This is a genomic window from Achromobacter sp. 01N37 (assembly GCF_056399725.1).
Genome location: NZ_JBFTRX010000005.1, coordinates 854,510 through 877,914, shown reverse-complemented (window position 1 = coordinate 877,914; position 23,405 = coordinate 854,510). Strand labels below are relative to the sequence as shown.

At 65.4% G+C, this 23,405-nt stretch carries 18 protein-coding genes; 5 read left to right on the top strand and 13 right to left on the bottom strand.

What is annotated here, in order from left to right:
• Nucleotides 1-4 precede the first annotated feature (4 nt).
• Nucleotides 5-5,806, bottom strand: coding sequence for an excinuclease ABC subunit UvrA (gene uvrA / locus AC1DSJ_RS15510; RefSeq protein WP_441370539.1), 5,802 nt, complete (start codon nt 5,804-5,806; stop codon nt 5-7).
• A 240-nt stretch (nt 5,807-6,046) separates the two neighbouring features.
• Here uvrA and AC1DSJ_RS15505 point away from each other — a divergent pair, with 240 nt between their 5' ends.
• From AC1DSJ_RS15505 to AC1DSJ_RS15490, 4 genes are all read left to right on the top strand, one after another.
• The gene (locus AC1DSJ_RS15505) at nt 6,047-6,832 is read left to right on the top strand and encodes an IclR family transcriptional regulator (protein ID WP_441370540.1); all 786 of its coding nucleotides are present in this window, start codon (nt 6,047-6,049) and stop codon (nt 6,830-6,832) included.
• A 22-nt stretch (nt 6,833-6,854) separates the two neighbouring features.
• Nucleotides 6,855-7,502 carry a bifunctional 4-hydroxy-2-oxoglutarate aldolase/2-dehydro-3-deoxy-phosphogluconate aldolase gene (locus tag AC1DSJ_RS15500; protein ID WP_054428090.1) on the top strand — a complete coding sequence of 216 codons (648 nt, stop codon included), beginning with the start codon at nt 6,855-6,857 and terminating at the stop codon, nt 7,500-7,502.
• Nucleotides 7,495-8,427: a sugar kinase gene (locus AC1DSJ_RS15495; protein ID WP_441370541.1), complete on the top strand. Its 933-nt coding sequence runs from the start codon at nt 7,495-7,497 to the stop codon at nt 8,425-8,427. The genes AC1DSJ_RS15500 and AC1DSJ_RS15495 overlap by 8 nt, the downstream gene beginning before the upstream one ends.
• Nucleotides 8,428-8,621: 194 nt before the next feature.
• Nucleotides 8,622-8,750, top strand: a complete 129-nt coding sequence (locus tag AC1DSJ_RS15490) for a hypothetical protein (RefSeq protein WP_006226408.1) — start codon at nt 8,622-8,624, stop codon at nt 8,748-8,750.
• 100 nt (nt 8,751-8,850) lie between these two features.
• On the opposite strand, the gene AC1DSJ_RS15485 is transcribed toward AC1DSJ_RS15490, so the two are convergent.
• Nucleotides 8,851-9,813: a LysR family transcriptional regulator gene (locus tag AC1DSJ_RS15485; protein ID WP_441370542.1), complete on the bottom strand. Its 963-nt coding sequence runs from the start codon at nt 9,811-9,813 to the stop codon at nt 8,851-8,853.
• A 223-nt stretch (nt 9,814-10,036) separates the two neighbouring features.
• Between AC1DSJ_RS15485 and AC1DSJ_RS15480 the strand changes: the two genes are divergently transcribed.
• Nucleotides 10,037-10,972, top strand: coding sequence for a glycosyltransferase family 2 protein (locus tag AC1DSJ_RS15480; protein ID WP_054428087.1), 936 nt, complete (start codon nt 10,037-10,039; stop codon nt 10,970-10,972).
• Here AC1DSJ_RS15480 and AC1DSJ_RS15475 read toward each other — a convergent pair.
• The 11 genes from AC1DSJ_RS15475 to AC1DSJ_RS15425 all read right to left on the bottom strand — a co-directional run bounded on the left by AC1DSJ_RS15475 (nt 10,937) and on the right by AC1DSJ_RS15425 (nt 23,405).
• Nucleotides 10,937-11,740 carry an ABC transporter ATP-binding protein gene (locus AC1DSJ_RS15475; protein WP_441370543.1) on the bottom strand — a complete coding sequence of 268 codons (804 nt, stop codon included), beginning with the start codon at nt 11,738-11,740 and terminating at the stop codon, nt 10,937-10,939. The genes AC1DSJ_RS15480 and AC1DSJ_RS15475 overlap by 36 nt on opposite strands.
• Entirely contained in the window at nt 11,737-13,533 is a 1,797-nt protein-coding gene (locus tag AC1DSJ_RS15470) for a branched-chain amino acid ABC transporter ATP-binding protein/permease (RefSeq protein WP_346552202.1), read from the bottom strand. The genes AC1DSJ_RS15475 and AC1DSJ_RS15470 overlap by 4 nt, the downstream gene beginning before the upstream one ends.
• Nucleotides 13,530-14,570 (bottom strand): branched-chain amino acid ABC transporter permease, encoded by a 1,041-nt coding sequence (locus tag AC1DSJ_RS15465; protein ID WP_175170791.1) that lies wholly within the window; start codon nt 14,568-14,570, stop codon nt 13,530-13,532. The genes AC1DSJ_RS15470 and AC1DSJ_RS15465 overlap by 4 nt, the downstream gene beginning before the upstream one ends.
• Nucleotides 14,571-14,588: 18 nt before the next feature.
• Nucleotides 14,589-15,740, bottom strand: coding sequence for an ABC transporter substrate-binding protein (locus tag AC1DSJ_RS15460; RefSeq protein WP_054428084.1), 1,152 nt, complete (start codon nt 15,738-15,740; stop codon nt 14,589-14,591).
• A gap of 176 nt (nt 15,741-15,916) precedes the next feature.
• Nucleotides 15,917-16,645: an SDR family NAD(P)-dependent oxidoreductase gene (locus tag AC1DSJ_RS15455; protein WP_054428083.1), complete on the bottom strand. Its 729-nt coding sequence runs from the start codon at nt 16,643-16,645 to the stop codon at nt 15,917-15,919.
• Between the two features lie 35 nt (nt 16,646-16,680).
• Nucleotides 16,681-17,466, bottom strand: a complete 786-nt coding sequence (locus AC1DSJ_RS15450; RefSeq protein WP_054428082.1) for a cyclase family protein — start codon at nt 17,464-17,466, stop codon at nt 16,681-16,683.
• 68 nt (nt 17,467-17,534) lie between these two features.
• Nucleotides 17,535-18,776, bottom strand: a complete 1,242-nt coding sequence (locus AC1DSJ_RS15445) for an SDR family NAD(P)-dependent oxidoreductase (protein WP_441370544.1) — start codon at nt 18,774-18,776, stop codon at nt 17,535-17,537.
• On the bottom strand, nt 18,773-19,942 hold the full coding sequence (locus AC1DSJ_RS15440) for a thiolase family protein (protein ID WP_441370545.1): 1,170 nt from the start codon (nt 19,940-19,942) through the stop codon (nt 18,773-18,775). The genes AC1DSJ_RS15445 and AC1DSJ_RS15440 overlap by 4 nt, the downstream gene beginning before the upstream one ends.
• Complete coding sequence (locus AC1DSJ_RS15435) at nt 19,939-21,588, bottom strand: AMP-binding protein (RefSeq protein WP_346552197.1); 1,650 nt, start codon at nt 21,586-21,588, stop codon at nt 19,939-19,941. The genes AC1DSJ_RS15440 and AC1DSJ_RS15435 overlap by 4 nt, the downstream gene beginning before the upstream one ends.
• 9 nt (nt 21,589-21,597) lie before the next feature.
• A complete protein-coding gene (locus AC1DSJ_RS15430; protein ID WP_441370546.1) occupies nt 21,598-22,089 on the bottom strand; it encodes an aromatic-ring-hydroxylating dioxygenase subunit beta in 492 nt (163 codons plus the stop codon).
• On the bottom strand, nt 22,086-23,405 hold the full coding sequence (locus tag AC1DSJ_RS15425) for an aromatic ring-hydroxylating dioxygenase subunit alpha (protein WP_054428077.1): 1,320 nt from the start codon (nt 23,403-23,405) through the stop codon (nt 22,086-22,088). The genes AC1DSJ_RS15430 and AC1DSJ_RS15425 overlap by 4 nt, the downstream gene beginning before the upstream one ends.

Genomic DNA, 23,405 nt, shown 5'->3' with positions numbered 1-23,405 from the left:
CTTGCTACTGCGGTTGATGTGCCAGGAATTCCGTCAGGACGCGCCCCGTGTGGGAGCGGTCAGCCAGGGTCATCACATGTTCCGGCGAGCCTTCGGCAACCAGCTTGCCGCCGCCCGTGCCGCCTTCGGGGCCCAGATCCAGCAGCCAGTCGGCTTCGGCGATGACGTCCAGATTATGCTCGATCACCACCACCGTGTTGCCGGCTTCCACCAGACGATGCAGCACATGGATCAATTTTTCGACGTCGGCCATCGACAAGCCCACCGTCGGTTCGTCCAGCACGTACAGCGTGTGCGGAATGCGCGAGGCGCGGCCGGTCTTGATCAGGCCATCGGTCAGGCGCGCCTTGGACAGCTCGGTGACCAGCTTGATGCGCTGCGCCTCGCCGCCCGACAGCGTGGGCGACGGCTGGCCCAGCGTCAGGTACCCCAGGCCCACGTCTTGCATCAGTTGCAGCGGACGATGGATTTTCGGGTGCGCCGCGAAGTAGCCGATGGCGTCGTCCACTTCCATGGACAGGAGCTCGCCGGCGTTCTTGCCGCGCATCTGCACGCTGAGCGTGTCGCTGTTGAAGCGTGCGCCATTGCACGCGTCGCACGGCACTTTCACGTCGGGCAGGAAGTTCATTTCGATGGTGCGCATGCCCTGGCCTTCGCAGATGGGGCAGCGGCCGTCGCCGGTGTTGAACGAGAAGCGCGCCGCCGTCCAGCCGCGCATGCGGGCTTCGCGGGTGTCGGCGAACTGCTTGCGCACGTCGTCCCAGAAGCCCACGTAGGTGGCCGGGCACGAGCGCGGCGTCTTGCCGATGGGGGTCTGGTCCACTTCCAGCACGCGGTCGATGGCTTCCCAACCCTTGATGCTTTCGCAGCCGGCCCAGCCGGGTGACTTGCCTTGCGAGACGGCTTGCGTCAGGTTGTCCAGCAGTACTTCACGGGCCAACGTGGACTTGCCGGAACCGGACACGCCAGTCACCACACTGAGGCGGCCCACCGGAATCTTGGCGTCCACGCTGCGCAGGTTGTGCAGGCGCGCGCCGCGAATTTCGATCATGGGCGTGTCGGCTTCAACCGGACGGCGGCCTTGCAGCGGATGCGCAAGCGGCGTCTTCAGGTAGCGGCCGGTGATGGACTCCGGCGCATTCATCACGTCTTCCACGGTGCCTTGCGCCACGACACGGCCGCCGCGGATGCCCGCGCCCGGTCCGATGTCGATGACGTGCGACGCGCGGCGGATGGTGTCGTCGTCATGTTCCACCACCACCAGCGTGTTGCCGTTGCCTTCCAGCCGCGCCAGCGCGTCCAGCAGGATGCGGTTGTCGCGCGGGTGCAGGCCGATGGTGGGCTCGTCCAGCACGTAGCAAACGCCCTGCAGGTTGGAACCCAGCTGCGCGGCCAGGCGGATGCGCTGCGCTTCGCCGCCCGACAACGTCGGCGCGGCGCGGTCCAGCGCCAGATAGTTCAGGCCCACTTCCTGCATGAAGTTCAGGCGGCCGCGGATTTCCGTCAGGATGTCGCGGGCGATCTCGCCTTCGCGGCCGCGCGCAACCAGTCCGGTGAAGAAGGTGTGCGCGTCAGACACGGGCAACGACGCCAGTTCAGCGATGGACTTATCGCGCCAGCGCACGGCGCGCGCGACGCGGTTCAGGCGCTGCCCGTCGCATTGCGTGCAGGCCTTGGCCTCGCCTTCGTACCACGCGTTCCAGGCGGTTTCTTCGCCAGTCTGTTCTTCGTCAAAGCCCTGCAATTGCAGGCCCGTGCCGTAGCAGCCCGTGCACCAGCCGTGCTTGGAGTTGTACGAGAACAAGCGCGGGTCGGGTTCGGGGAAGCTGGTGCCGCAAGACGGGCACGCGCGCTTGACCGAGAAATGCTGTTGCTGCAATTCGCTGTTCAGCGCTTCATGCAGCTTGTTCACCGGCCACACCACCGACATCACGCCCTGGCCATTTTCCAGCGCGCTCTTGACGGCCGCGCGCAGGTCGGCTTCGTTGGCGGGGTCCACCACCACGTCCGCCACGGGCAGTTCGATGGTGTGTTCCTTGTAGCGGTCCAGGCGCGGCCACGGGGCCACGGGGATGAACTCGCCGTCCACGCGCAGGTGCGAATGGCCCTTGGAACCGGCCCACTTGGCCAGGTCCGTGTAATAGCCCTTGCGCGCGGTGACCAGCGGGGCCAACAGGCCGATATGCTCACCCTTGTGGTCGCGCAGCAGGCGGGCCACGATCTGGTCCGTGTTCTGCGGTTCGACGGCCACGTTGCAATCCGGGCAGTACTGCGTGCCCAACTTCACATAGAGCAGGCGCAGGAAATGGTGGATTTCCGTCATGGTGGCCACGGTGGACTTGCGGCCCCCGCGGCTGGTGCGCTGTTCGATGGCGACGGTGGGCGGGATGCCGAAGATGGCGTCCACATCCGGCTTGCCGGCCGGCTGCACGATGGCGCGGGCGTAGGCGTTCAACGATTCCAGATAACGCCGCTGGCCTTCGTTGAACAGAATGTCGAAAGCCAGCGTCGACTTGCCTGAGCCGGACACGCCGGTGATCACGGTGAATTTGTCGTGCGGGATTTCGACGCTGATGTTCTTCAGGTTGTGTTCGCGCGCGTTGCGGATTTCGATCGCCATGTTGCCTTGGCGGCGCGCGCGCATCACGGATTGCAGCGGCGTGCCGTCGCCCGCCCCAATGGCGGCGTCGTTGTAGGTTGCGACGGGTTCGGCGATGCGGGCGGTCAGGCCGGCTTGCTCGGCTTCCTGCGCATCGGCGTCGCTGGTCACCACCACGTCGGCCGGCAGGATGCTGACCCCGTAGTCGCGCAGCGCGGCGCCGGTGTGGGACTTGGGGTTGTCCATCAGGTCTTGCGGCGTGCCTACGCCCAGCACCAGGCCGCCGGCGTCGCCGCCTTCGGGGCCCAGGTCGATCAGCCAGTCGGCTGCGCGGATCACGTCCAGGTTGTGTTCAATGACCAGCAGCGTGTGGCCCGCGGCCAGCAGCTTGCGGAAGGCGCGCATCAGCCGCGCGACGTCGTCAAAGTGCAGACCGGTAGTGGGCTCGTCGAACAGGAACAGGCTGCCCTTCTTGGCGACCTTGGCCGTGGAAATGCCGCTGCGGGCGGCTTCGGCCAAGTGGCCGGCCAGCTTCAGGCGCTGCGCCTCGCCCCCCGACAACGTGGGCACGGGCTGGCCCAGCCGCACGTATTCCAGGCCCACGTCGGCCAGCGGCGCCAGGCCGGTCTGGACGTCGCGCAGGCCCTTGAAGAAGTCCAGCGCTTCGCTGACCGTCATGGCCAGCACTTCGTCGATGGACGCGCTCTTGCCCAGGTGTTCGACGCGCACTTCCAGCACTTCGGGGCGGAAACGCTTGCCGTCGCAATCCGGGCAGCGCAGGTAGACGTCGGACAAGAACTGCATTTCGACGTGTTCAAACCCGGTGCCGCCGCAAGTCGGGCAGCGGCCGTCGCCGCCGTTGAAGCTGAACGTGCCGGCTGTGTAGGCGCGTTCGCGCGCAAGCGGGGCCTGGGCGAATAGCTTGCGGATGGCGTCAAAGGCGCCCACGTAGCTGGCGGGGTTGGAGCGCGCCGTCTTGCCGATCGGGGTCTGGTCCACCATGACCACGTCGGCAATCTGCTCGGCGCCCAGCAGGCGGTCAAACGCGCCGGGCGATTCCGACGGCTTGCCCTTTTGCTTGAGCAGGGCGGGGTACAGCACGTCTTGAACCAGGGTGGACTTGCCCGAGCCAGACACGCCGGTCACGCAGACGAGACGGCCCAGCGGCAGCTCAACCGATACGTTCTTGAGGTTGTGCGCGTTGACGCCTTCCAGCAGCAGGCGCGGCGTGTTCGCCGCCACCGGCATGGGGCGCGGCGCTTCCACGCGCTGGCGGCCGCCCAGGTAATTGCCAGTCAATGTGTCGGCCGCGCGCAGTTGCTTGGGCGTGCCGTCAAAGACGATGTAGCCGCCGCGTTCGCCCGGGCCGGGGCCGATGTCGATAATGCGGTCGGCAGCCACCATCACTTGCGGATCGTGCTCCACCACCACCAGCGTGTTGCCGGCGTTGCGCAGCCGGTGCATGACTTCCACCACGCGGTGCATGTCGCGCGGGTGCAGGCCGATGGACGGCTCGTCCAGCACGAACAGCGTGTTCACCAGCGACGTGCCCAGCGCGGTGGTCAGGTTGATGCGCTGCACTTCACCGCCCGACAGCGTGCGGCTCTGGCGGTCAAGCGTCAGGTAGCCCAGGCCCACGTCGCACAGGAATTTCAGACGCGCGCGGACTTCCGTCATCAGCAGATCGGTGGCCGCGTCCAGTGCACCCGAGAACGACAGCTCATCGAAGAAACGGCGCACGCGTTCGATGGGCAGCAGCATCACGTCATGGATGGACAGGCCGCCGATGTTGTTCAGCTGATCGCGCGTCCAGTTGGCGCCGACCGGCATGAAGCGCTGGTAGCGGCCGTCTTCCGGCGGCAGCACGGTGTCGGCTTCTTCTTTCGTGCCCAGGCGCCACAGCAGCGCATCGGGTTTCAGGCGCGCGCCGTTGCAGGTGGGGCAGGGCGTGTAGCTGCGGTATTTCGACAGCAGCACGCGCACGTGCATCTTGTAGGCCTTGGTTTCCAGCCAGTCGAAAAAGCGCTGCACGCCGTACCACTGGTGCTTCCAGGCGTCGTTGCCGCCCTTCCAGTCGGGCGTGCCGTACAGCACCCAGCGCTTGTGTTCTTCAGACAGGCTTTTCCATGGCACGCCCAGCGGCACGCCCGCGCGCGGCGCGTATTTTTGCAGCTCGTCCTGGCATTCTTTATAAGACGGCGTGGTCCACGGCTTGATCGCGCCTTCCAGCAGGGTTTTGTTTTCGTCGGGGATGACCAGGCCGAAGTCGATGCCGATCACGCGGCCGAAACCGCGGCAGGCCTCGCAGGCGCCCAGCGGCGAATTGAACGAGAAGCTGCTGGGCAGCGGGTCGGTGTATTCGATGTTGCAGTCGGCGCAGTGCAGGCGGTCGCTGTACTTCCAGATGTCTGCGTTTTCGCCTTCGGCGTTCACGGCGTACACGGCCAGATGCCCGGCGCCCATGCGCAGCGCGGTGTCCAGCGCTTCCATGACGCGTTCACGCTCGGTGCCGGCAAAGCGGAAGCGGTCTTGAATGACGTGCAGGATGCGGCGTTCTTCGCCCGCGTCCTTGGCGGCCTTGCCCTTCTTGGCGCCCTTGGCGGCTTTGGCGGCTTTTGCGCTTTTGGCAACGGTCGCGCGCGGCACGGCCGTTTCCTCGGCGTGCACGCGTGTATAACCCTGCTGCTCAAGAAAGCCGCGCACTTCGTCTTCGGTGAAGTTGGCGGGCACGGCGATGGGAAAGGTCACGACCAGGCGCGGGTCGCCCGCGACAGCGGCGCGTTCGGCCAGCGAGTGGTAGATGGAATCAGGCGTGTCACGGCGCACCACCTTGCCGCAGCCACGGCAGTACAGCCGGGCGCCCCGCGCGAACAGCAGCTTCAGGTGGTCGTTCAGTTCGGTCATCGTGCCAACCGTGCTGCGCGAGCTGCGCACGGGGTTGGTCTGGTCGATGGCGATGGCCGGCAAAATGCCTTCGATGCGGTCCACCTGCGGCTTGTCCATGCGGTCCAGGAACTGGCGCGCATAGGGCGAGAAGGTTTCCACGTAGCGCCGCTGGCCTTCGGCATACAGCGTGTCAAACGCCAGTGAACTTTTGCCGGACCCCGACACGCCGGTCACAACGACCAATTCGCCGGTGGCGAGAGTCAGGTCCAGGTTTTTGAGGTTGTTCTGGCGTGCGCCAACGATGCGGATTTGGGAGCTCATGGACGGTATCGTAGCCTGAGGTAGGCGCCTGCCCGAGCGATAACCCTTCGCTGGTTCCAAGCGCGGCGATATGGAATAATTGCCTATATTGTGAGGCGCTTGTCCATAATATGGACAAATATAGGCCGTGCAGCTGTACAAATAAACAGTATCGCAGATTCGTCTGACATTCGTGCTGATTGCCTTACGAAATCGCTGCGGGCATTGTTGATGGCAGATTGTCATCATTTGGGGACGTTCTTGTTGGAAACCAAGGTCGCGGGCGCTGCGGCGTTCGCTAAATTCATGACCGTGTTGCAGGCGGTGGCCGATGCGCCCGAACCGCCCACGGCCGCGCTGCTGGCGCGCACCTGCGGCTATCCCCGCCCAACGGTCTATCGCATCGTGGCGGCGCTGGCCGAGCAGGGCATGGTGGCGGAATCGGGCGGCGTGTACCGCCTGGGCACGCGCCTGATGTCGCTGGCCAGCCGCGCCTGGTCGCAATTTGACCTGCGTGCGGCTCTGGCGCCCGACTTGCAGGCGCTGCGCGACGCCACCGGCGAAACCGTGCATCTGGCGGTGCCGGCCGGCCACGAAATGATCTATATCGACAAGCTGGAAAGCCCCGGCCCGGTGCGCATGGTGTCGCGCGTGGGGTCATCGGTGACGCTGCATTCCAGCGCGGTCGGCAAGGCCTATTTGGCGGCGCTGGACGACGCCGCCCGCGAACGCCTGCTGCGCGATTTGCCGCTGCCGGCCCGCATGCCCGGCACCGTCACCAGCCTGCTTGCGCTGCGCACCGTGCTGGACGAGGCGCGCCGCCTCGGCTATGCCATGGACAACGAGGAAAATGAAGCCGGCATCGTCTGCTACGGCGTGGCGCTGTGCGACGCGGCTGGCCGGCCGGTGGCGGGCGTCAGCGTCAGCACCTTGCTGTTCCGGCGGCAAGACGACCCGCAAGCCGCTTATATCGATCCCTTGCTGCGGCTGCGCGACGCCGCCGCAGCCAAACTTGCCGTCCTGCCGGCATCGTCCGGCGGCGTCTGACCGTTCGCCACAGAGGAATTCCATGACCGCTTCCGCTCCTATCGCCTCAAAGCTTTCCGCCCTGCTGGCCGCCCGGGTCGTGCCCGTGCTGCGCTATACGGACGCGGCCACCGCCGCCTATGCCGCCGAAGTGGCCGTGGCGGCCGGCTGCACCACCCTGGAACTGACCTGGACGATTCCGGGCGTGACGGACCTGGTGCGCGCGCTGCGCGACAAGCACGGCGCCAGCCTGCTGCTGGGCGTGGGCACCGTGCTGGATGAAACCCAGGCGCGCGAGGCCCTGGTGGCGGGCGCAGATTTCCTGGTGTCGCCCGCCTTGGCTACCGATATCGTGGACATGGCGCACGCCGCCGACGCGCTATGCCTGCTGGGCGCGTTCACCCCCACCGAAGTGCTGGCCGCGCGCCGCGCGGGCGTGGACGTAGTGAAGGTGTTCCCCGCCGACACCGGCGGCCCCAAGCATCTTGCCGCGCTGAAATCGGTTTACCCCGACACGATCTTCTGCCCCACGGGCGGCATTACGCAAGACAACATGGCGTCGTACTTTGCCGCAGGCGCCGGGCTGGTGGGCATCGGCAGCAACCTCTACGACAAGGCCGCCTTCGCCGCGCGCGACACCGCCGCGCTGGTGGCCCAGATCACCCGTACCCGCGAGGCCGCCCATGGCTGACTTCGATATCGTCGCGCTGGGCGAACCGCTGGTTGAAATGAACCAGACGCACAAGGGCCAGCTGCAATATCTGCAAGGCTTTGGCGGCGACACGTCCAACGCCGTCATCGCCGCGGCCCGGCAGGGCGCCCGCTGCGCCTACCTGACGCGCGTGGGCAGTGACGCCTTTGGCGCCCAGTTCCTGGACTTGTGGGCCTCGGAAGGGGTCGACACCAGCGGCGTGCAGCGCGATGACGATGCCCACACTGGCTTGTACTTTGTGCAGCACGGCCCCGACGGCCATGCGTTCAGCTACCTGCGCCGCGGTTCCGCCGCCAGCCTGATGACGCCGGCCTTGCTGGATAGCGGGCTGATCGAACGCAGCCAGTTCCTGCACGTGTCCGGCATCAGCATGGCGATCAGCACCAGCGCCTGCGATACGGTGTTTGCCGCCATCGAACGTGCGCATGCGGCTGGCGCCCAGGTCAGCCTGGATTCGAACCTGCGCTTGCGCCTGTGGCCGGTTGACCGGGCGCGCGCCATCTTGCGCGAAACCATGCGCGAGGCGGACCTGTTCCTGCCCAGCATGGACGACATGCAGCACCTGACCGGCAACGACGACCCCGAACGCACGCTGGACTGGATTCGCGATGGTGGCGCGGCAGGCGTGGTGGTGCTGAAGCTGGGCAAGGACGGTTCCATCATTGACGACGGCAAAACGCGCACGCCGGTCGCCGCGTTGCGCGTGGACGCGGTAGACGCCACGGGAGCGGGCGATTGTTTCGCCGGCAGCCTGCTGGCCCGGCGCTGTCAGGGCGATTCCTGGGAAGACGCGGTGCGCTACGCGAATGCGGCGGCGGCGTTGTCCACCTTGGGCTATGGCGCGGTGGACCCGTTGCCGCGCACCGAACAGGTTTTGGCACGGCTGAAGTCGCTGGCGGAGTGATGGCGGAGTGATGGCGGGCAGGGCGTGGAAAAATTTAGGGACGGATTATTCCCTGCCGATTCGCCGCCCTGATTTCCCATCATTGGCGCCGCCTGTGAATTTCAGGCTAAAATGCCAAGTTACCCAATTTTTCCGCCAGCCCGACTACCGGTTGTGCGGGATATTTTTTCCGCAAATTCAACAGGAGAATCAACATGGCTGAACGCAAACGCGTGCGTCGTAACACCCTGGAACGCCGTTGCCTGGGCAAGGCCTTCAAGCGCTTGTTCGTCAAGTCGCCCAAGGGTGTTTTCAAGATGCTGGAAAAGATCAAGCGCGTCTAATCAACGCCCTGATCTGAAAAATCCCCGCATGGCGCAAGCTGTGCGGGGATTTTTTTTGGGGTGCACTGAAGATGGGCGAAGCGCGATACCCGTCAACCTATCAGACCGCCGGACCCAGCTTCGGCTTGATGAAATCCATGAACGCCCGCGTCTTCGCCGGCTGGATGCTTGACGGGTAGATCACGTAGATCGAGATCGGGTCCACTGACCAGCCCGGCAATACGCGCCGCAGTGAATTGCGCTTGATGATCGGGTCCAGCGCCTGGCAATGGGGCATCCGCGTAATGGCCAGATCCAGCCCGGCCAGCGTGCCCGCAATGCTCATATTGTTGGCGGCAAGATGGCCGCTGACCGGCACCACTTCATTGACCGACCCGTTGTGCAGCGTCCAGTGCGAATGCGCGTCGTCGATGGTGGTGCGCAGGCATTGATGCTGGCTCAGATCGGCGGGCGTCTTCGGTTCGCCGTGGCGTTCCAGATAGCGGTCGGACGCATACAGATAGTTGTCCAGCGACACCAGTTCCTGCACCACCGCGCCATCGGGCCGCGTGGCGCCGCCGCCATTGCCATTGCCGGCATCCAGCGTGGCCAGCGAAAAGTCTGAATTGCGGCCAAAGCGCAGCACTACGTCGAACGGCGTGCCTTGCGCGTCGGACGCCGTCATCATGCTCAGGTCGAATTCGCATTCGACGTCGGGATAACGGTCGGTGAAGTCGTTGATGGTTTCCGGCAGCAGCCAGATCGCCAGGCTATAGGGCATCGACACCCGCAAATTACCGGACGGGCCGCCGGACAGCGACAGCAATTGTTCATGCGCCAGACGCGCTTCGTCGATCAGCCCCTGGCAGCGGCGCATGTACGCCGCGCCCGCTTCGGTCAGGTCCAGCCGGCGCGTGTTGCGGTTGATGAGCCGCAGGCCGATGGCGCGTTCCAGTTCATTGATGCGGCGAGACAGCGTGGACGTGGGCATGTCCAGCGCGCGGGCCGCCATGCTGAAGCTCTTGCGCTTGGCAACCTCGACGAACAAGGCGATGTCATTGAGCTGGACAGTTGAAGCTTCCATAGGCATTCCGGTTTGGGCCGCACGAGTTTACGCCAGTCCCGCTTGCGGCCCAATGCACAAACCCGCGCAATTTCGCCTGATTAATGCACGCGTTGTCAGATTTGATTGCAAATTCGAATGGGATGGCATCGGTTAGTGGGGGCATATCCCCTACACTTCAGGCGAAAACAGATAGACCAAGACCGCAGCGGTGTCACGGAGATCGCAAAGGGGCATAGCAGGCATGACCGATACACCAACGTTTTTCACCGTTCTGACGCCCACCTACAACCGGGCAGGCACGCTGCACCGGGTGTATGAATCGCTCTCCCGGCAGACATTCAGGGATTTCGAATGGGTGGTGGTGGACGACGGTTCCACCGACAACACACACGAATCCATCCTGGATTGGCAGACGCGCGCCGATTTTCCCATCCGCTATATCTGGCAGAACAATCAGCACAAGAAAACCGCCTTCAACCGTGGCGTGCGTGAAGCGCAAGGCCAGATGATTGTGGGTCTGGACAGCGACGACGAAATGCCGCCCGATGCGCTGGCCACCTTCAAGGACGCCTGGGACGCCATCCCGCCTGCGCGCCGCGATTCCTATGTGGCGATCACGGGCTTGTGTGCGCGCCCTGACGGCAGCATCGTGGGCGACCGCTATCCGCAAGACGTCTTCGACAGCACCGCCGTGGACGTGTACTTCCGTTATCGCATCAAGGGCGAAAAATTCGGCTGCATGCGCACCGACATCCTCAGGAAATATCCCTTTCCCGAAGACGTGGCGGGCTTCGTGCCGGAAAGCCTGGTGTGGTGGGCGATTGCTCGCGCGGGCTATCTCAGCCGTTTCATCAACCGCGTCGTGCGCACCTACCACGACACGCCGGGCGGCCTGAGCCAAGGCGCCGTGTCCGTGTCCAACAACGCGCAGGGCCTGTACCTGCTGGCGTGGGACATGCTGCAACATCACCTGGAATTCTTCCGCTTCCGGCCGCGCGAATTCATCATGGCGGCGGCGCGCTATACGCGCTTCCGCCTGCACCTGAAGCACTCCGGCGTCCCGACCGCCGTGCAGGCCTACAAGCTGACGAACCCCGTCGCGACCTTCATGGTGGCGGCGATGTGGCCCGTCGGCTATGCGCTATACCGCCGCGACCGGCGGCGCGGGGTGGCCTGAGCCGCCGTGGCTGGCGGCGCTGCCTGATCCGCCTTGGGCCGCGCCGTGGCCTAGGCCCAGGTACACCTCGACCACGCGCGGGTCCACGGCGACTTCCGCCGCCGGGCCTTCCAGCGTGACGGCGCCCGTCTCCAGCACATAGGCGTAGTCGGCCACTTGCAGTGCGGCGCGGGCGTTTTGTTCGATCAGCAAAATGGACACGCCCATCTCGCGCAACCGCGCCACGATGCGAAACACCTCGCGCACGATGCGCGGCGCGAGGCCCAGGCTGGGCTCATCCAGCATCAGCAGCCGGGGCTTGGCCATCAGCGCGCGGCCCACGGCCAGCATCTGGCGTTCACCGCCCGACAGGGTGCCGGCCAACTGGGCATGGCGTTCCTTCAAGCGCGGGAACAGCTCATAGACCTCTGCCAGCGTCTTGTCCTGATCGCGCACGCCGCAACGGAAGCGGTGGAACGCGCCCAGCATCAGGTTGTCTTGCACCGTCATCTCGGCAAAGAGTTCGCGTTTCTCCGGCACCAGATTCATGCCGGCCGCCACCATCTCTTCGATCTCGGCATGTTCTTGCGCCTTGCCGCCGAACGTGATGTGGCCCGTTGACGGCAGCACGCCCATGATGGCGGACAGCAAGGTGGTCTTGCCCGCGCCGTTCGGGCCGATCACGGTCACGATCTGGCCTTCGCCCACCGTCAGGCTCACGCCCGACACGGCTTCCACCTTGTCGTAGGCCACGCGCAGGCCGCGCACTTCCAGCAGGTTCGTGCTCATTCGTCCACTCCGCCCAGATACGCTTCAAGCACCGCGGGGTTGTTCTGGATGTCGGCGGGCAAGCCTTCGGCGATCTTTTCCCCAAAGTCCATTACCACCACGCGATCCACCAGGCCCATCACGAAATCCATATCGTGCTCGACCAGCAGGATGGCCATGCCTTCGGCGCGCAGCTTCTTCAGCAGCTCGGCCAGCTCGCACTTTTCTTGATACCGCAGCCCGGCCGCGGGTTCGTCCAGCAGCAGGATGCACGGGTCGGAAGCCAGCGCGCGCGCAATTTCCAGAATGCGCTGTTGGCCCAGCGCCAGCGAGCCTGCTTCGTCGTGCAGATGCTTGCCCAGGCCCACGCGCTCGACCTGGCGCGCGGCTTCGGCCAGCAGGCGCGCTTCTTCGGGCCGGTCCATGCGCCACGCCGCGGGCAGCACGCCGCGATGCCCGCGCAGGTGGGCGCCGATAGCCACGTTTTCCAGCACGCTCATGCGGCCCAGCAGGCGCACATGCTGGAATGTGCGCGACAACCCCAGCCGCGCAATCTTGCGCGCGCCAGCGCCCGCCACCGATTCGCCCAACAACGTCACCTGACCTGAGGTGGGCGTATCCACGCCCGAGATCTGGTTGAACATCGTGCTCTTGCCCGCGCCGTTCGGGCCGATCAGCGCCAGGATTTCGCCCGCGCGTATCTCCAGGTTCATCGCGTTGTTGGCGACCAGGCCGCCGAACTTGCGCGTCACGTCCACGGCCTTCAGCACCACTTCGCCACGCGCCGGCATGGGCTTGCGCGGCAGCGGCTCGGCGTTCATGTCCACGCGGCGCACCGCCTTCTTGACCGGCACCCAGCGGGTCAGCACTGGCCACAGGCCGCTGCGGGCGCGGTGCAGCAACAGCACCATGCCGAAGCCAAAGACGATGACTTCAAAGTTGCCCGTCTGGCCCAGCAGCTTGGGCATCCAGTCCTGCAGCCATTGCTTGAGCACGGTGAATACCCCCGCACCCACCAGCGCGCCCCAGACCTGGCCCGCGCCGCCGATGACGGTCATGAACAGGTATTCGATACCCATCTGCAAGCCGAACGGGTTGGGGTTCACGAAGCGCTGCATGTGCGCATACAGCCAGCCCGACGCGCAGGCCTGCAACGCCGCGATGATGAAGATCACCATGCGCGAACGCGCCGTGTCCACGCCCATGGATTCCGCCATGACGCGCCCGCCCTTGAGCGCGCGGATGGCGCGGCCTTCGCGCGAGTCCAGCAGGTTTTGCGTGGACCATACCGCCACGAGCAGGAACGCCCAGATCAGGTAGTAGATGTGTTCGCCCTGGTTCAACGACCAGCCGAACAGGCTGATGGCGGGGATGTCCGGAATGCCGGTGTGCCCGCCCAGCCCTTCAACGGAACCGAAAGCGAAGTACAGCGACAAGCCCCATGCAATGGTGCCCAGCGGCAGAAAGTGGCCCGACAGCTTGAGCGTGATGGCGCCCAGCAAATACGCGATCACCAGCGTCAGCACCAGGCCGGCCAGCAGCGTCAGCCAGGGCGATGCGCCCAGCCATGCCAGCCAGCTGGGCAGCGTGTCGGCGCGGGTCGTCAGCAGCGCGGTGGTGTAGGCGCCCACGCCCACGAACGCAGCCTGCCCAAAGCTGGTCAGCCCGCCCACGCCCGTCAGCAGCACCAGGCCCAGCGCCACCAGCGCGTACAGGCCGATGTAGTTCAGCAAGGTCACATAGAACGGCGGCAAGGCCAGCGGCCCCAGCGCCAGCAGCGCCAGGAACACGAAGAGGATGATGCGGGGGGTCATTCGTCTTCTTCCTCGACGTGATGGCTTTTCAACGAGCGCCAGAGCAGCACGGGGATGATCAGCGTGAACACAATGATTTCTTTGTAGGCGCTGGCGTAAAACGACGAGAACGCTTCGATCAGGCCCACCAGAATGGCGCCGCCCGCCGCCAGCGGATAGCTGACCAGCCCGCCGATGATGGCGCCCACGAAGCCCTTCAGGCTGACCATGAAGCCTGAATCGAAATACATGGTGGTGATGGGGGCGATCAAAATGCCGGACACCGTGCCGATCAGCGCGGCCAGGAAGAAGGTGGCGCGGCCCGCGAAAATGGGCGAAATGCCCATCAGCCGCGCGCCCAGCCGGTTGAACGCCGCGGCGCGCAGGGCTTTGCCGTACATCGAGCGCTCAAAGAACTGGTACAGCACCACGATCAGCACCGCCGACACCGCCACCACCCACAGTGCCTGGCTGTTGACGTTGATGGGCCCCAGCGTCAGGCTGGCGTCGGAAAACGGCGCGGTGCGCGCGCCCTCGGCGCCAAACGCCAGCAGCCCCAGGCCAACCAGCGCCAGGTGCACGGCAATGGACACAATCAGCAGCACCAGCGTTGAAGCCGACGCGATGGGTTGGTAGAACAAGCGATACAGCTGCGGCCCCATCGGCACCACCAGCAGCAGCGTCAGCAAGGCCTGCACCGCCATTGGCAATTGCGCCAGCGGCAGCTGGTAAAGCAGGCCCGCCAGGATCAGCGGATAGATCACCTTGACGCCAATGCGCCACAGGCCGCGGTTGCGGCCAGGGCGCTTGGCCCGCGCCATCAGGTCGGCGGCGGCTTCGGCCAGCGCGAACGCCAGCAGCAGCCAGACCAGCAGCACGGGTTTACCGGCCTGGATGGCCGCCATGGTCAGCGCACCGAAGGCGACGAATTCGCCCTGAGGGATGAACAGCACGCGGGTAACGGTAAAGACCAGCAGGATCGACAACGCCAACAACGCATAGATCGCGCCGTTGGTGATGCCGTCCTGCCCAAGTATCAAGGCGATCTGAGCATTCATGCGAAAAAGTCCAAGCCGTTACTTCACGAGCGTCCAGTTGCCGTCTTTGACGGTGATGAGCTCGCGGCCGCGGTCATCGAAGCCGCTGTGGTCCGCGGCGCTCATGTTGTAGACGCCTTGCGTGCCTACCAGCTCCTTGGTCTGTTCCAGCGCGTCGCGCAAGGCGCTGCGGAATTCCTTGGTGCCCGGCTTGCCGGCCTTTTCTGCAATCGGTACCGCCTTTTCCAACAACAGGCCGGCGTCATAGACGTTGGCGCCGAAGGTGGCGGGCTTGGAGCCGTTCAACTTTTCGTACGCGGCGATGTAGTCGCTGGCGACTTTCTTGGACGGGTTGCTGTCCGGCATTTCCGGCAGCACCAGCATCAGGCTGGCGGCCAGCACCGTGCCTTCGACCTTCTTGCCGCCCAGCTTCAGGAAGTCGGGCAGGGCCGCGCCGTGGGTTTGGTAGAACTTGCCCTTGTAGCCCTGATCGAACAGCGTGGTTTGCGGCAACACGCTGGCCGCACCCGGGGCAGCGACCAGCACGGCGTCGGGCTTGGCGGCCAGGATCTTCAAGGCCTGGCCCGTGACCGAGCTGTCAAAGCGCAGGTAGCGCTCGTTGGCGGTGACCTTGATGCCTTTCTCGGTGGCCAGGCCCGAGAAAACCTTGTACCAGTTCTCGCCATACGGATCGTTCAGGCCGATGAAGCCCACCGTCTTGATGCCGTTCTTGGCCATGTGGTCCACCAGCGCACGGGCGATGATGTCGTCGTTCTGCGTGGTCTTGAACACCCACTTCTTCTGATCGTTCATCGGCAGCACCACCGCCGCCGTGCCCACGGGCGCCAGCATCGGCACGCCGGCTTCCGCGGCGAACTGGATCACGCCCATGGCGTTGGGCGAACCCGACGGCCCGATCAGCGCGTCCACGTTCTGCTCCGAAATCAGTTTCTTGAAGGCGGTGACCGAGTTGGTCGAATCGCTGGCGTCGTCCAGCGAGATGTACTCAATGGTCAGGTCACCGATCTTCTTGGGCAGCAGCGGCACCGTGTTCTTTTGCGGAATGCCCACCAGCGCGGTGGGGCCGGTGGACGACGTGACGACGCCCACTTTGACTTGGGCCAGCGCGGGCAGGGCGAACAGGGTGGCGATGGCGGCAGCAGCAGCCAGGGGGAGTTTCTTCGACAGCATGGCAAAACCTCCGGATAGGGAGCAGAGTGGGAGTGCGGCTGAAAAGCGGAGAAAACAGGAACGACAGGAATTACTTGTTGCTTAAAATCTCTAACCCTCAAGGATGAGCACTGTAGACGTGGTACTGATGCTTACCTATCCGTTAAAACCCGACGACAGACGGGGGATGCGCCCGGTCAGATGGTGATGGAACTGACGCTGGCGCCACCGCACACAAACAAGGTCTGGCCGGTGACGAAGCTGTTGGCGGGGTCCGCAAAGAACATCACGGCGCGCGCCACATCGTCCGAGCGGCCCAGGCGCTTGACCGGGATGCCGTTGGCCAGCTGCTTTTCGCGTTCGCTGCCGGGTTCGATCACTTCGTAGAACATGTCCGTCTGGATCGGGCCGGGTGCCACCACGTTGACCGTGATGCCGTAGGGCGCAAGCTCCAGCGACCATGTGCGCGCCATGCCGACCATGCCGGCCTTGGTGGCCGAGTACGCAGTGCGGGTGGGCAGGCCCAGCGCGCCGCGCGAAGACATCATCACGATGCGGCCGAAATGGCGTTCCTGCATGCCGGGCAACGCGGCCTGCACCAGGCTGATCGCCGCACCCAGGTGGATCTGCGTCAACCCGTGCAGCTCTTCCTGCGTGACTTGCGGCAACAGGTTTGGCCAGATGACGCCCGCGTTGTGGATAACGTGGCTGATGGGAAATTTGGACGCGGCTTCCTGGCCGGCTTGCGCGGTGGCGTCAGCGTCCAGCAAGTCCACCTGCATGTTGTGCAGGCGCGGGTGGGTGAAGTCAGCGGCGCGGCGCGCCATCGAAATCACTTCGTAGCCCGCATCCAGCATGCTGCGGCAGATTTCGGCGCCGATGCCGGCGCTGCCGCCGGTGACCAGCGCTACGTTCGTATGTGTCATGCGTGTCCTTGGTTGGAGTTCGCCAAATGTGCCGGTCAGGCCTTGGGCGCCAGCGCCAGCACGCGCAGGGGGCTGCCCGAACCGCTGCGGATCTTCAGCGGCGCCGAGAAGATCACCGCGCCCGTCGGCGGCAGCTGATCCAGGTTCGTCAGGCATTGCAGGCCGTAGCGGTTGTTGCCGTGCATGTAGTAGTGGCAGGGGTAGGGCGGGTCCAGATGCTGTGCCTGGCCCGCGTCCGTGCCCACGGATTCCGTGCCGAAGCCGTGCACATCGCGCTCCTTGATCAGCCAGGGCACAACGTCGGCGTCGGGGCCGGGCGAGTGCGCGCCGTCGTCTTGCAGGTTCAGGTATTCGGCGGGCTTGGCGCGCTTGGACCAGTCGGTGCGCATCAGCACCCACGAGCGCGCGGGGATGCGGCCATGCTGTTCTTCCCACTTCTTCACGAAGTCGATGGTGAGCAGGAAGTCGGGGTTGTCGCGGGCCTCGGCGGAACAGTCGATGACGCAGGCGCTGGCGATGAAGGCGTCGATGGGAATCGTGTCGACGGTGTTGTCGGGCTGGTCTTTGCCGGTGACCCAATGCGCGGGCGCGTCAAAGTGCGTGCCGGTGTGTTCCGAGCACGAGAAGTTGTTCCAGTACCAAGCCGGGCCGCGCTCGTCGTAACGCGAGATTTCCTCGATGCGGAACGGCCACGCTTGGCCGAATTCAGGAGGCAGCACGATGGTGGGGAATTCCGGCGTCAGCGTCTCGGTCAGGTCCACGATGCCGATGCGCCCGGACGCAAGTTCCGTCATGAATTGGGCAAGTATGTTCTGGCTCATGCTGTTGCTCCTTTTGATTCGTGTTGGGGGTCGTGCGTGGGCGGCGGCGGGGAGTCAGGCCGGAGCCGTCAGGCGCCCAGTTCCCGTTCCAGTCCCTTGGGGTTTTCGGCCAGCCGCGCACGGAATTCCTGCGCCACGTCGCCGACATAGACGTCTTCAACGCCATCCTTCAAGGCGCGCACGATGGCGGCGGCAATCGCTGCCGGCGCCACGCGCGGCGGGGGCGTGCGCTGTTCCCATTCGTGGTCGACCGGCCCGGGGAACACGTTCACCACCCGCACGCCCGCGCCACGCATCTCGGCGCGCAGGCATTGCGTCAGCGACAAGGCGGCGGCTTGCGACGCCGACCACATGCCGCGCGACGGCAGGTTCATGTGCGCGTAGATGGACAGCACGTTGACCCAGGCGGCGGCGCTGTTCACGCCGTCGGCGGCGCGGCCGCACAGCGCGGGGCCGAAGCCTTGCGCCAGCCGCATCAGGCCCAGCACGTTGACGTCCAGCGCGTCGCGCGCGGTGTTCACGTCTTTGCGGCCCATCAGGCCGCCTTCGCGTTCCAGGTCGGCCGTGTTCACCAGGATTTCGACCTTGCCGCCGATGGAAGCCGCCGCGCGTTCGACGGAATCGGTATCGGTGACATCCAGCGTCACCGTCTGCACGCGCGGGTCGGCGGCCAGCGCGTCAAACGCCGCGTCGCGCTTCCAGGTTTGCGGGTTGCCCACGAACACTGTGGGGCAACCTGCGTCCAGCAGGGCGCGCGCGACGGCATTGCCCACGGCGGATTTGCCATCGGTGACGAGCGCACGGCGGAACTTCGGGTCGCACGAGGTTTCGCGCAGGGTCTTGTCGTCTTCCATGTTCGGGGTATTCCTTTCTGGCAGAGCGATCATCACGGCCTGGCCGCTGCGGTCCAGCTTCAGGGTCAGCCGCACGCGGGCGCCATCGGCGCAGTCTTGGTGCACATGGGCCACCACCGACGGGCCGGCGTCCATGCGCACGGTGCCTACGCGCCACGGCAGGCGTTCGCGGAAGTACAGGTCGTTGCTGTGATGCAGGGTGGTGCTGACCAGCAGTACGCCGTTGGGGTCGGCAGGCTTCCAGGGCAGGTGCTCGGACAGGCAATGGCCGCAGACTTCACGCGGCGGATATTGCACCGCGCCGCAGTCGGCGCAGGTCTGAAGATCAAAGCGGCCTTCGGCGGCGGCGGCGGTCAGCCCCAGCGCGGCGCGGCTGCGCGAACCCGGCGGCAGCGTGGGCTGGCGAGTGCGCGCCACCGGATTCTTCCGGGGCGGTTTGGCTAGCGGCTCGGTCATGCGTCGCTCCTTGCCAGAATGGCCGCGGCGGTGCACAGCCCGCGGTCGTAATTGATCATGCCGAAGCCGCTGACCAAGCCAATGCGGGCGTCAGTCACTTGTGTGCCGCCCGCGGTGCCGGTCAGTTGGCGCAAGGCCTCGATCAGGCCCAGGTAGCCGCCTGCGGCACCCGCCTGGCCTACCGACAATTGGCCGCCATTGGTGTTGAAGGGAAAGCTGCCGTCCACGGTGAAGGTGTGCTTGCGGATGAATTCCGGCGCAGCGCCTTTTTCGCAGAAGCCCAGGTCTTCCATTTGCATCAGGTTGATGACGGGATAGTCGTCATAGGCTTGCAGGAAGTCCATGTCGGCGGGCGTGGCGTTGGCTTGGCCGTAGAGTTCGTCCACGTCCATGGTCCAGCCGCCGCGCGTCTGGATCGGGTCGTCGATCCAGGCGTTGTGACGTTCGATGGTGGCGCAGATGCGGGCGTAGGGCAGGTTCAGCGCGCGTGCCTGATCTTCGCGCATCACCAGAAAAGCGTCGGCGCCCGCGCAGGGCATGACGCAGTCGAACAGGTGGATTGGGTCGGTGATGACGCGCGCGTCCAGGTACTGCTGCAAGCTCAGCGGCTTTTTCATCAGCGCGTGCGGATAGCGCAAGGCGTTGTCGCGCTGGGCCACGCACAGCTTGCCGAAGTCTTCGCGGGTGGCGCCCGTGGTGCGCATGTAGTTGGCCGTCAGCAGGGCGAAGCTGGCGTTCGGCCCGCCCGCGCCATAGGGGTAGACGGCGTCTTGCGCAAAGCGCGAGAACTGGCTGACCGTGTTGCGAAACGAGTCCACGTGGTTGGTGTCGCCCGCAATGCAGGCCACGATGTTCGCGTCGCCCGCTTGCACGGCGCGCGCGGCGCGGCGCAGGGCAGCCACGCCGCTGGCGCCGCCCATGGGGATGTGGTCCAGCCAGCGCGGGCTCATGCCCAGGTGCTGGACGAGGCCCACGGCGGTGTCGGGCGCCAGCGTGAAGCTGGACACGCACAGGCCGTCGACATCAGTCTTGGCCACGCCGGACTGCCGGATCAGCGCACCCAGTGCGCGACCCAGCCACCAATGCGCGGCATGGGTGGAATAGCGTTCATACGGGATCGTGACGGGCAGCGCCGCCACAATGCCGTCGTAGCCCAGGCGGCTCATTGGGCAGACTCCTGGCGGGCGGGTTCCTGGCGCTTTTTCATGGCGTTGGTGTCGACGCAGCGCGCCGTGCCGGGCAGGGTGGGCGCAAGCGCCTTCATCTCGCCGCGCTGGATCTTGTTGGTGGTGGTGAGCGGCAGGCTGTCCACAAACGCCACATAGCCGGGCGCCTTGTAGTACGCCAGCTGCTCCAGGCACCACTGCACGATGCCGCGTGCGGCGTCCGCCATGGCGTCGGCGTCGGCGGGCAGGGATTCGGGCACCACGCAGGCCAGCACTTCGTCGCCGCGCACCGGGTCTGGCACGGCGGCCACCGCCACCGCTTTGACCAGCGGATGCTGCATCAGCACGCTTTCCACTTCCACGGCGGAAATGTTTTCACCGCTGCGGCGAATCACGTTCTTCTTGCGGTCTACGAAGCGCAGCGCCCCGTCGGCTTCGCGGCGGACGATGTCGCCCGTGTGGAACCAGCCGTCCTGCCAGGCTTCATCGGTTGCGGCTTCGTCTTTCAGGTAGCCGGCAAAGAAGCCGTAGCGCGGGTCGTCGCCCGCATGGCGGACCAGCAGTTCGCCATGTTCGCCCACGGCGGCGGGCTGGCCAGCGTCGGTGACGATGCGCACGTCGACGTCATCTTCTTCGCGGCCGAAGCTGCTGGTGCCGATGTGGCGCGGTTCCTGGTTGGCGATGATGACGGCGCCCGCGCCGGTTTCGGTCATGGCCCAGGCTTCCAGCAAGGGGAAGCCGAAGCGCGCTTCAAAGGGCGCATGCAGCTTGCGGTCTACGCCCGCACCAAAACCGAAGCGGATGGCGGGCTGCAAGTCGTCGTCTGATGGCGCGGCCTTCATCAGGATGGCGGGCATGACGCCCAGGTAATGCAGCACGGTGGCGCCGGAGTCGCGCACGCTGTTCCACCACGTTTTGGGATGAAAGCGATCCAGCGGAATCAGGCAGCCGCCGGTCAGCACCATCGCCATGGCCGAATAGGCCATCGCGTTCATGTGGACCAGCGGCAGCGGGGTCAGCATGCGTTCCTGGCCGGGGCGCAGCGCGGCCAGGCCGCCAATGCGCGCATACCAGCCGCCCGCGTGCAGGAAGTAGCGGTTGGGCAGGATGCAGCCCTTGGGGCGGCCGGTCGTGCCAGACGTGTACAGCAGCGCGCATTCGGTTAGTTCGGTGGGCGCAGTATCGCCCAGCGGCGCGGCAAAGGGGGCGGCGGGCGGCGCGTCGTCCGGGCCCATCACGCGCAACGGGCGGCCCGCGCGTGCGGCGGCGGCCATCAGGTCGGCATGACGGTGCGGCAGGGCGACGGCCAACGCGATCTCGGAGTGGCCGGTCAGGTATTCGAGTTCGGCCGCGCGCAGGTCGGGGTTGATCGGCACGACCGATACGCCCAGCGCGTTCAACGCGAACCAATGCAGGAAGAACGACGGACGGTTCTCCAACAGCAGCCCCACGCGATGGCCATGGCCATAGCCCGCTTGGGCATAGGCGGCGCGCAGGGTGCCGATGGCATCCGCCGCGCGAGCGTAGCTGAGTTCGCCAGCGTCGATGCCGTAGACGTCAGCGGTTTCCGGCAGGATGCACAGAAAGGGCTGGGCGCCGTAACGGGCGGCGGTGTCGCTGAAAGCCTGATGGACGGTGGTGCTCACAAGCCGCTCCTACATGAACAGTTGGATGTTGCCGAAGGCGGCATCGCAGTTGACGAGGTCAACGCGCTTCAAGCGGATGCGCAGCGCGCCGTCCTGCTCGACCAGGTGATGCGTGGTCCAGCCGGCAAACAGCGTCTGCGTGTCCTGCCGGGTTTCGACGTAGTGGAAGGCGGTGCGCACCACATGCCGGCCTTCGTTAGGCGCGGCGTCCGGGTGGCCGTGTTCCACCGTGGGCGCTTGCAGCAGGTGATGGCAACGGCTCTTGGGCTGCTGCGAAAACGTGCGCTGGCCGGCCAGCCGTTCCACGCGCACGCGCAACAGCAGCTTGTCTTCGTACATCAATGAGGCATGCAGCTTCGGGTCGGTCTGGCCATGCGCCAGCGGCATCCAGTAGTAGCCGTCTTCGGTGTACAGGTTCAGCCAGTCTTCAAAGCGCAGCTCGTCCAGCAGGCGCGCTTCGGCGTAGACAAAATCAATCAACTCGCGGTCGCTTGCGCTCATACCGACTCCGGTCCGGTCATGTAGCGGCCCCATGCGCGGTACTGGTTGCGCATCTGCCATTCATTGGTGCCGTTGGTGGTGACGTTTTTCTGGCCGGCTTCATCCGGCGTGTACAGACGGCCCACGTTGACCCAGTCGCGTGCCCGCGAATTCAAGCCGTCTTGCGCGCGTTCGTACATTTCCAGATCGTCATGGCCGACAACGGACGTGGGCGCGTTGATCAGCCGGTTGTACATAAGCGTGCGTTCCAGCAGCAGGTCGGGCGCGCCCACCAGGCGGAACGTCCACGATTCCACCAGCGTGCGGTCGGCGGCGATGGGCTTGAAGATGCGCAGCGTCTGGATCGGGCCCTTCACCATGATGTTGGGGAAGTACACGGTGTTGTGGCGCACATCGCCCAGAATCTGCTTGGCGCGTTCTTCGCCATAGGCTTCAACCATCGAATCCCAGTAACCCGGCACGCCCGAATACGACGCGTGGATGGAGTCCGACACGCCGGTATGCCCGTGGCCGTTTTCCCACACGCGTATGCCCATGTTCTCGAAGAATTCATACGGCGAGATAAAGGGCGCAAACAGTTCCACCGCCATCGGTTTGGGCGTGCCTTCCGGCGCCTGTTCCCACACCTTCACGGCGGTGCCGGCTGATGATTCATGCGCCACCATCGGGTGGCAGGTGTCGGTCTGGTTGTCGACCAGCATCTTCCAGTTGCAACGATGCATGTAGCGCAGCACGCCGCCAGCCACTTCCAGCCGGCCTTCCGGGGACCGGTCAACCATGTTGTCCAGCGTGGACAAGGATTCGCCGAAGAAGTCCTCGAACGACTGGCCTTCCGGATTCAAACGGCAGAACACGAAGCCGCGATGGTTCTTCACGTCTTTGACGGCCGCCATGCCCTGGCTGGCTTCGCAGTTTTCCAGGCCGGTGTTTTCGTAGCCTTTCTTCAGCGGAATCGACAGCAGGCTGCCATCGGTCTTGAACGTCCAGGCGTGGTAGGGGCAGCGGAAGAACTTGCCGGTGTTGCCACAGGCCTCGCCCGCCACCATCGTGCCCTTGTGCGGACAGCGGTTGTGCAGCACGCGCACGGTCTTGTCGCTATGGCGCACCATCACCACGGGCTGGTTGCCGACGGTGGTGGTGATGTAGTCGCCGTTGTTCGGCACCTGGCTGTCGTGCCCGACGTAGACCCAGGTGTTGGCGTACAGGCGCTCCATTTCCAGGTCGAACAGTTCCTGGTCGATGAACAGGTCTTTGTGGACTTCCGTGTCGCGCAGCAGGGCGCGGATGGCGTCGGGGTTGTCGCGGTATTTGGCCAT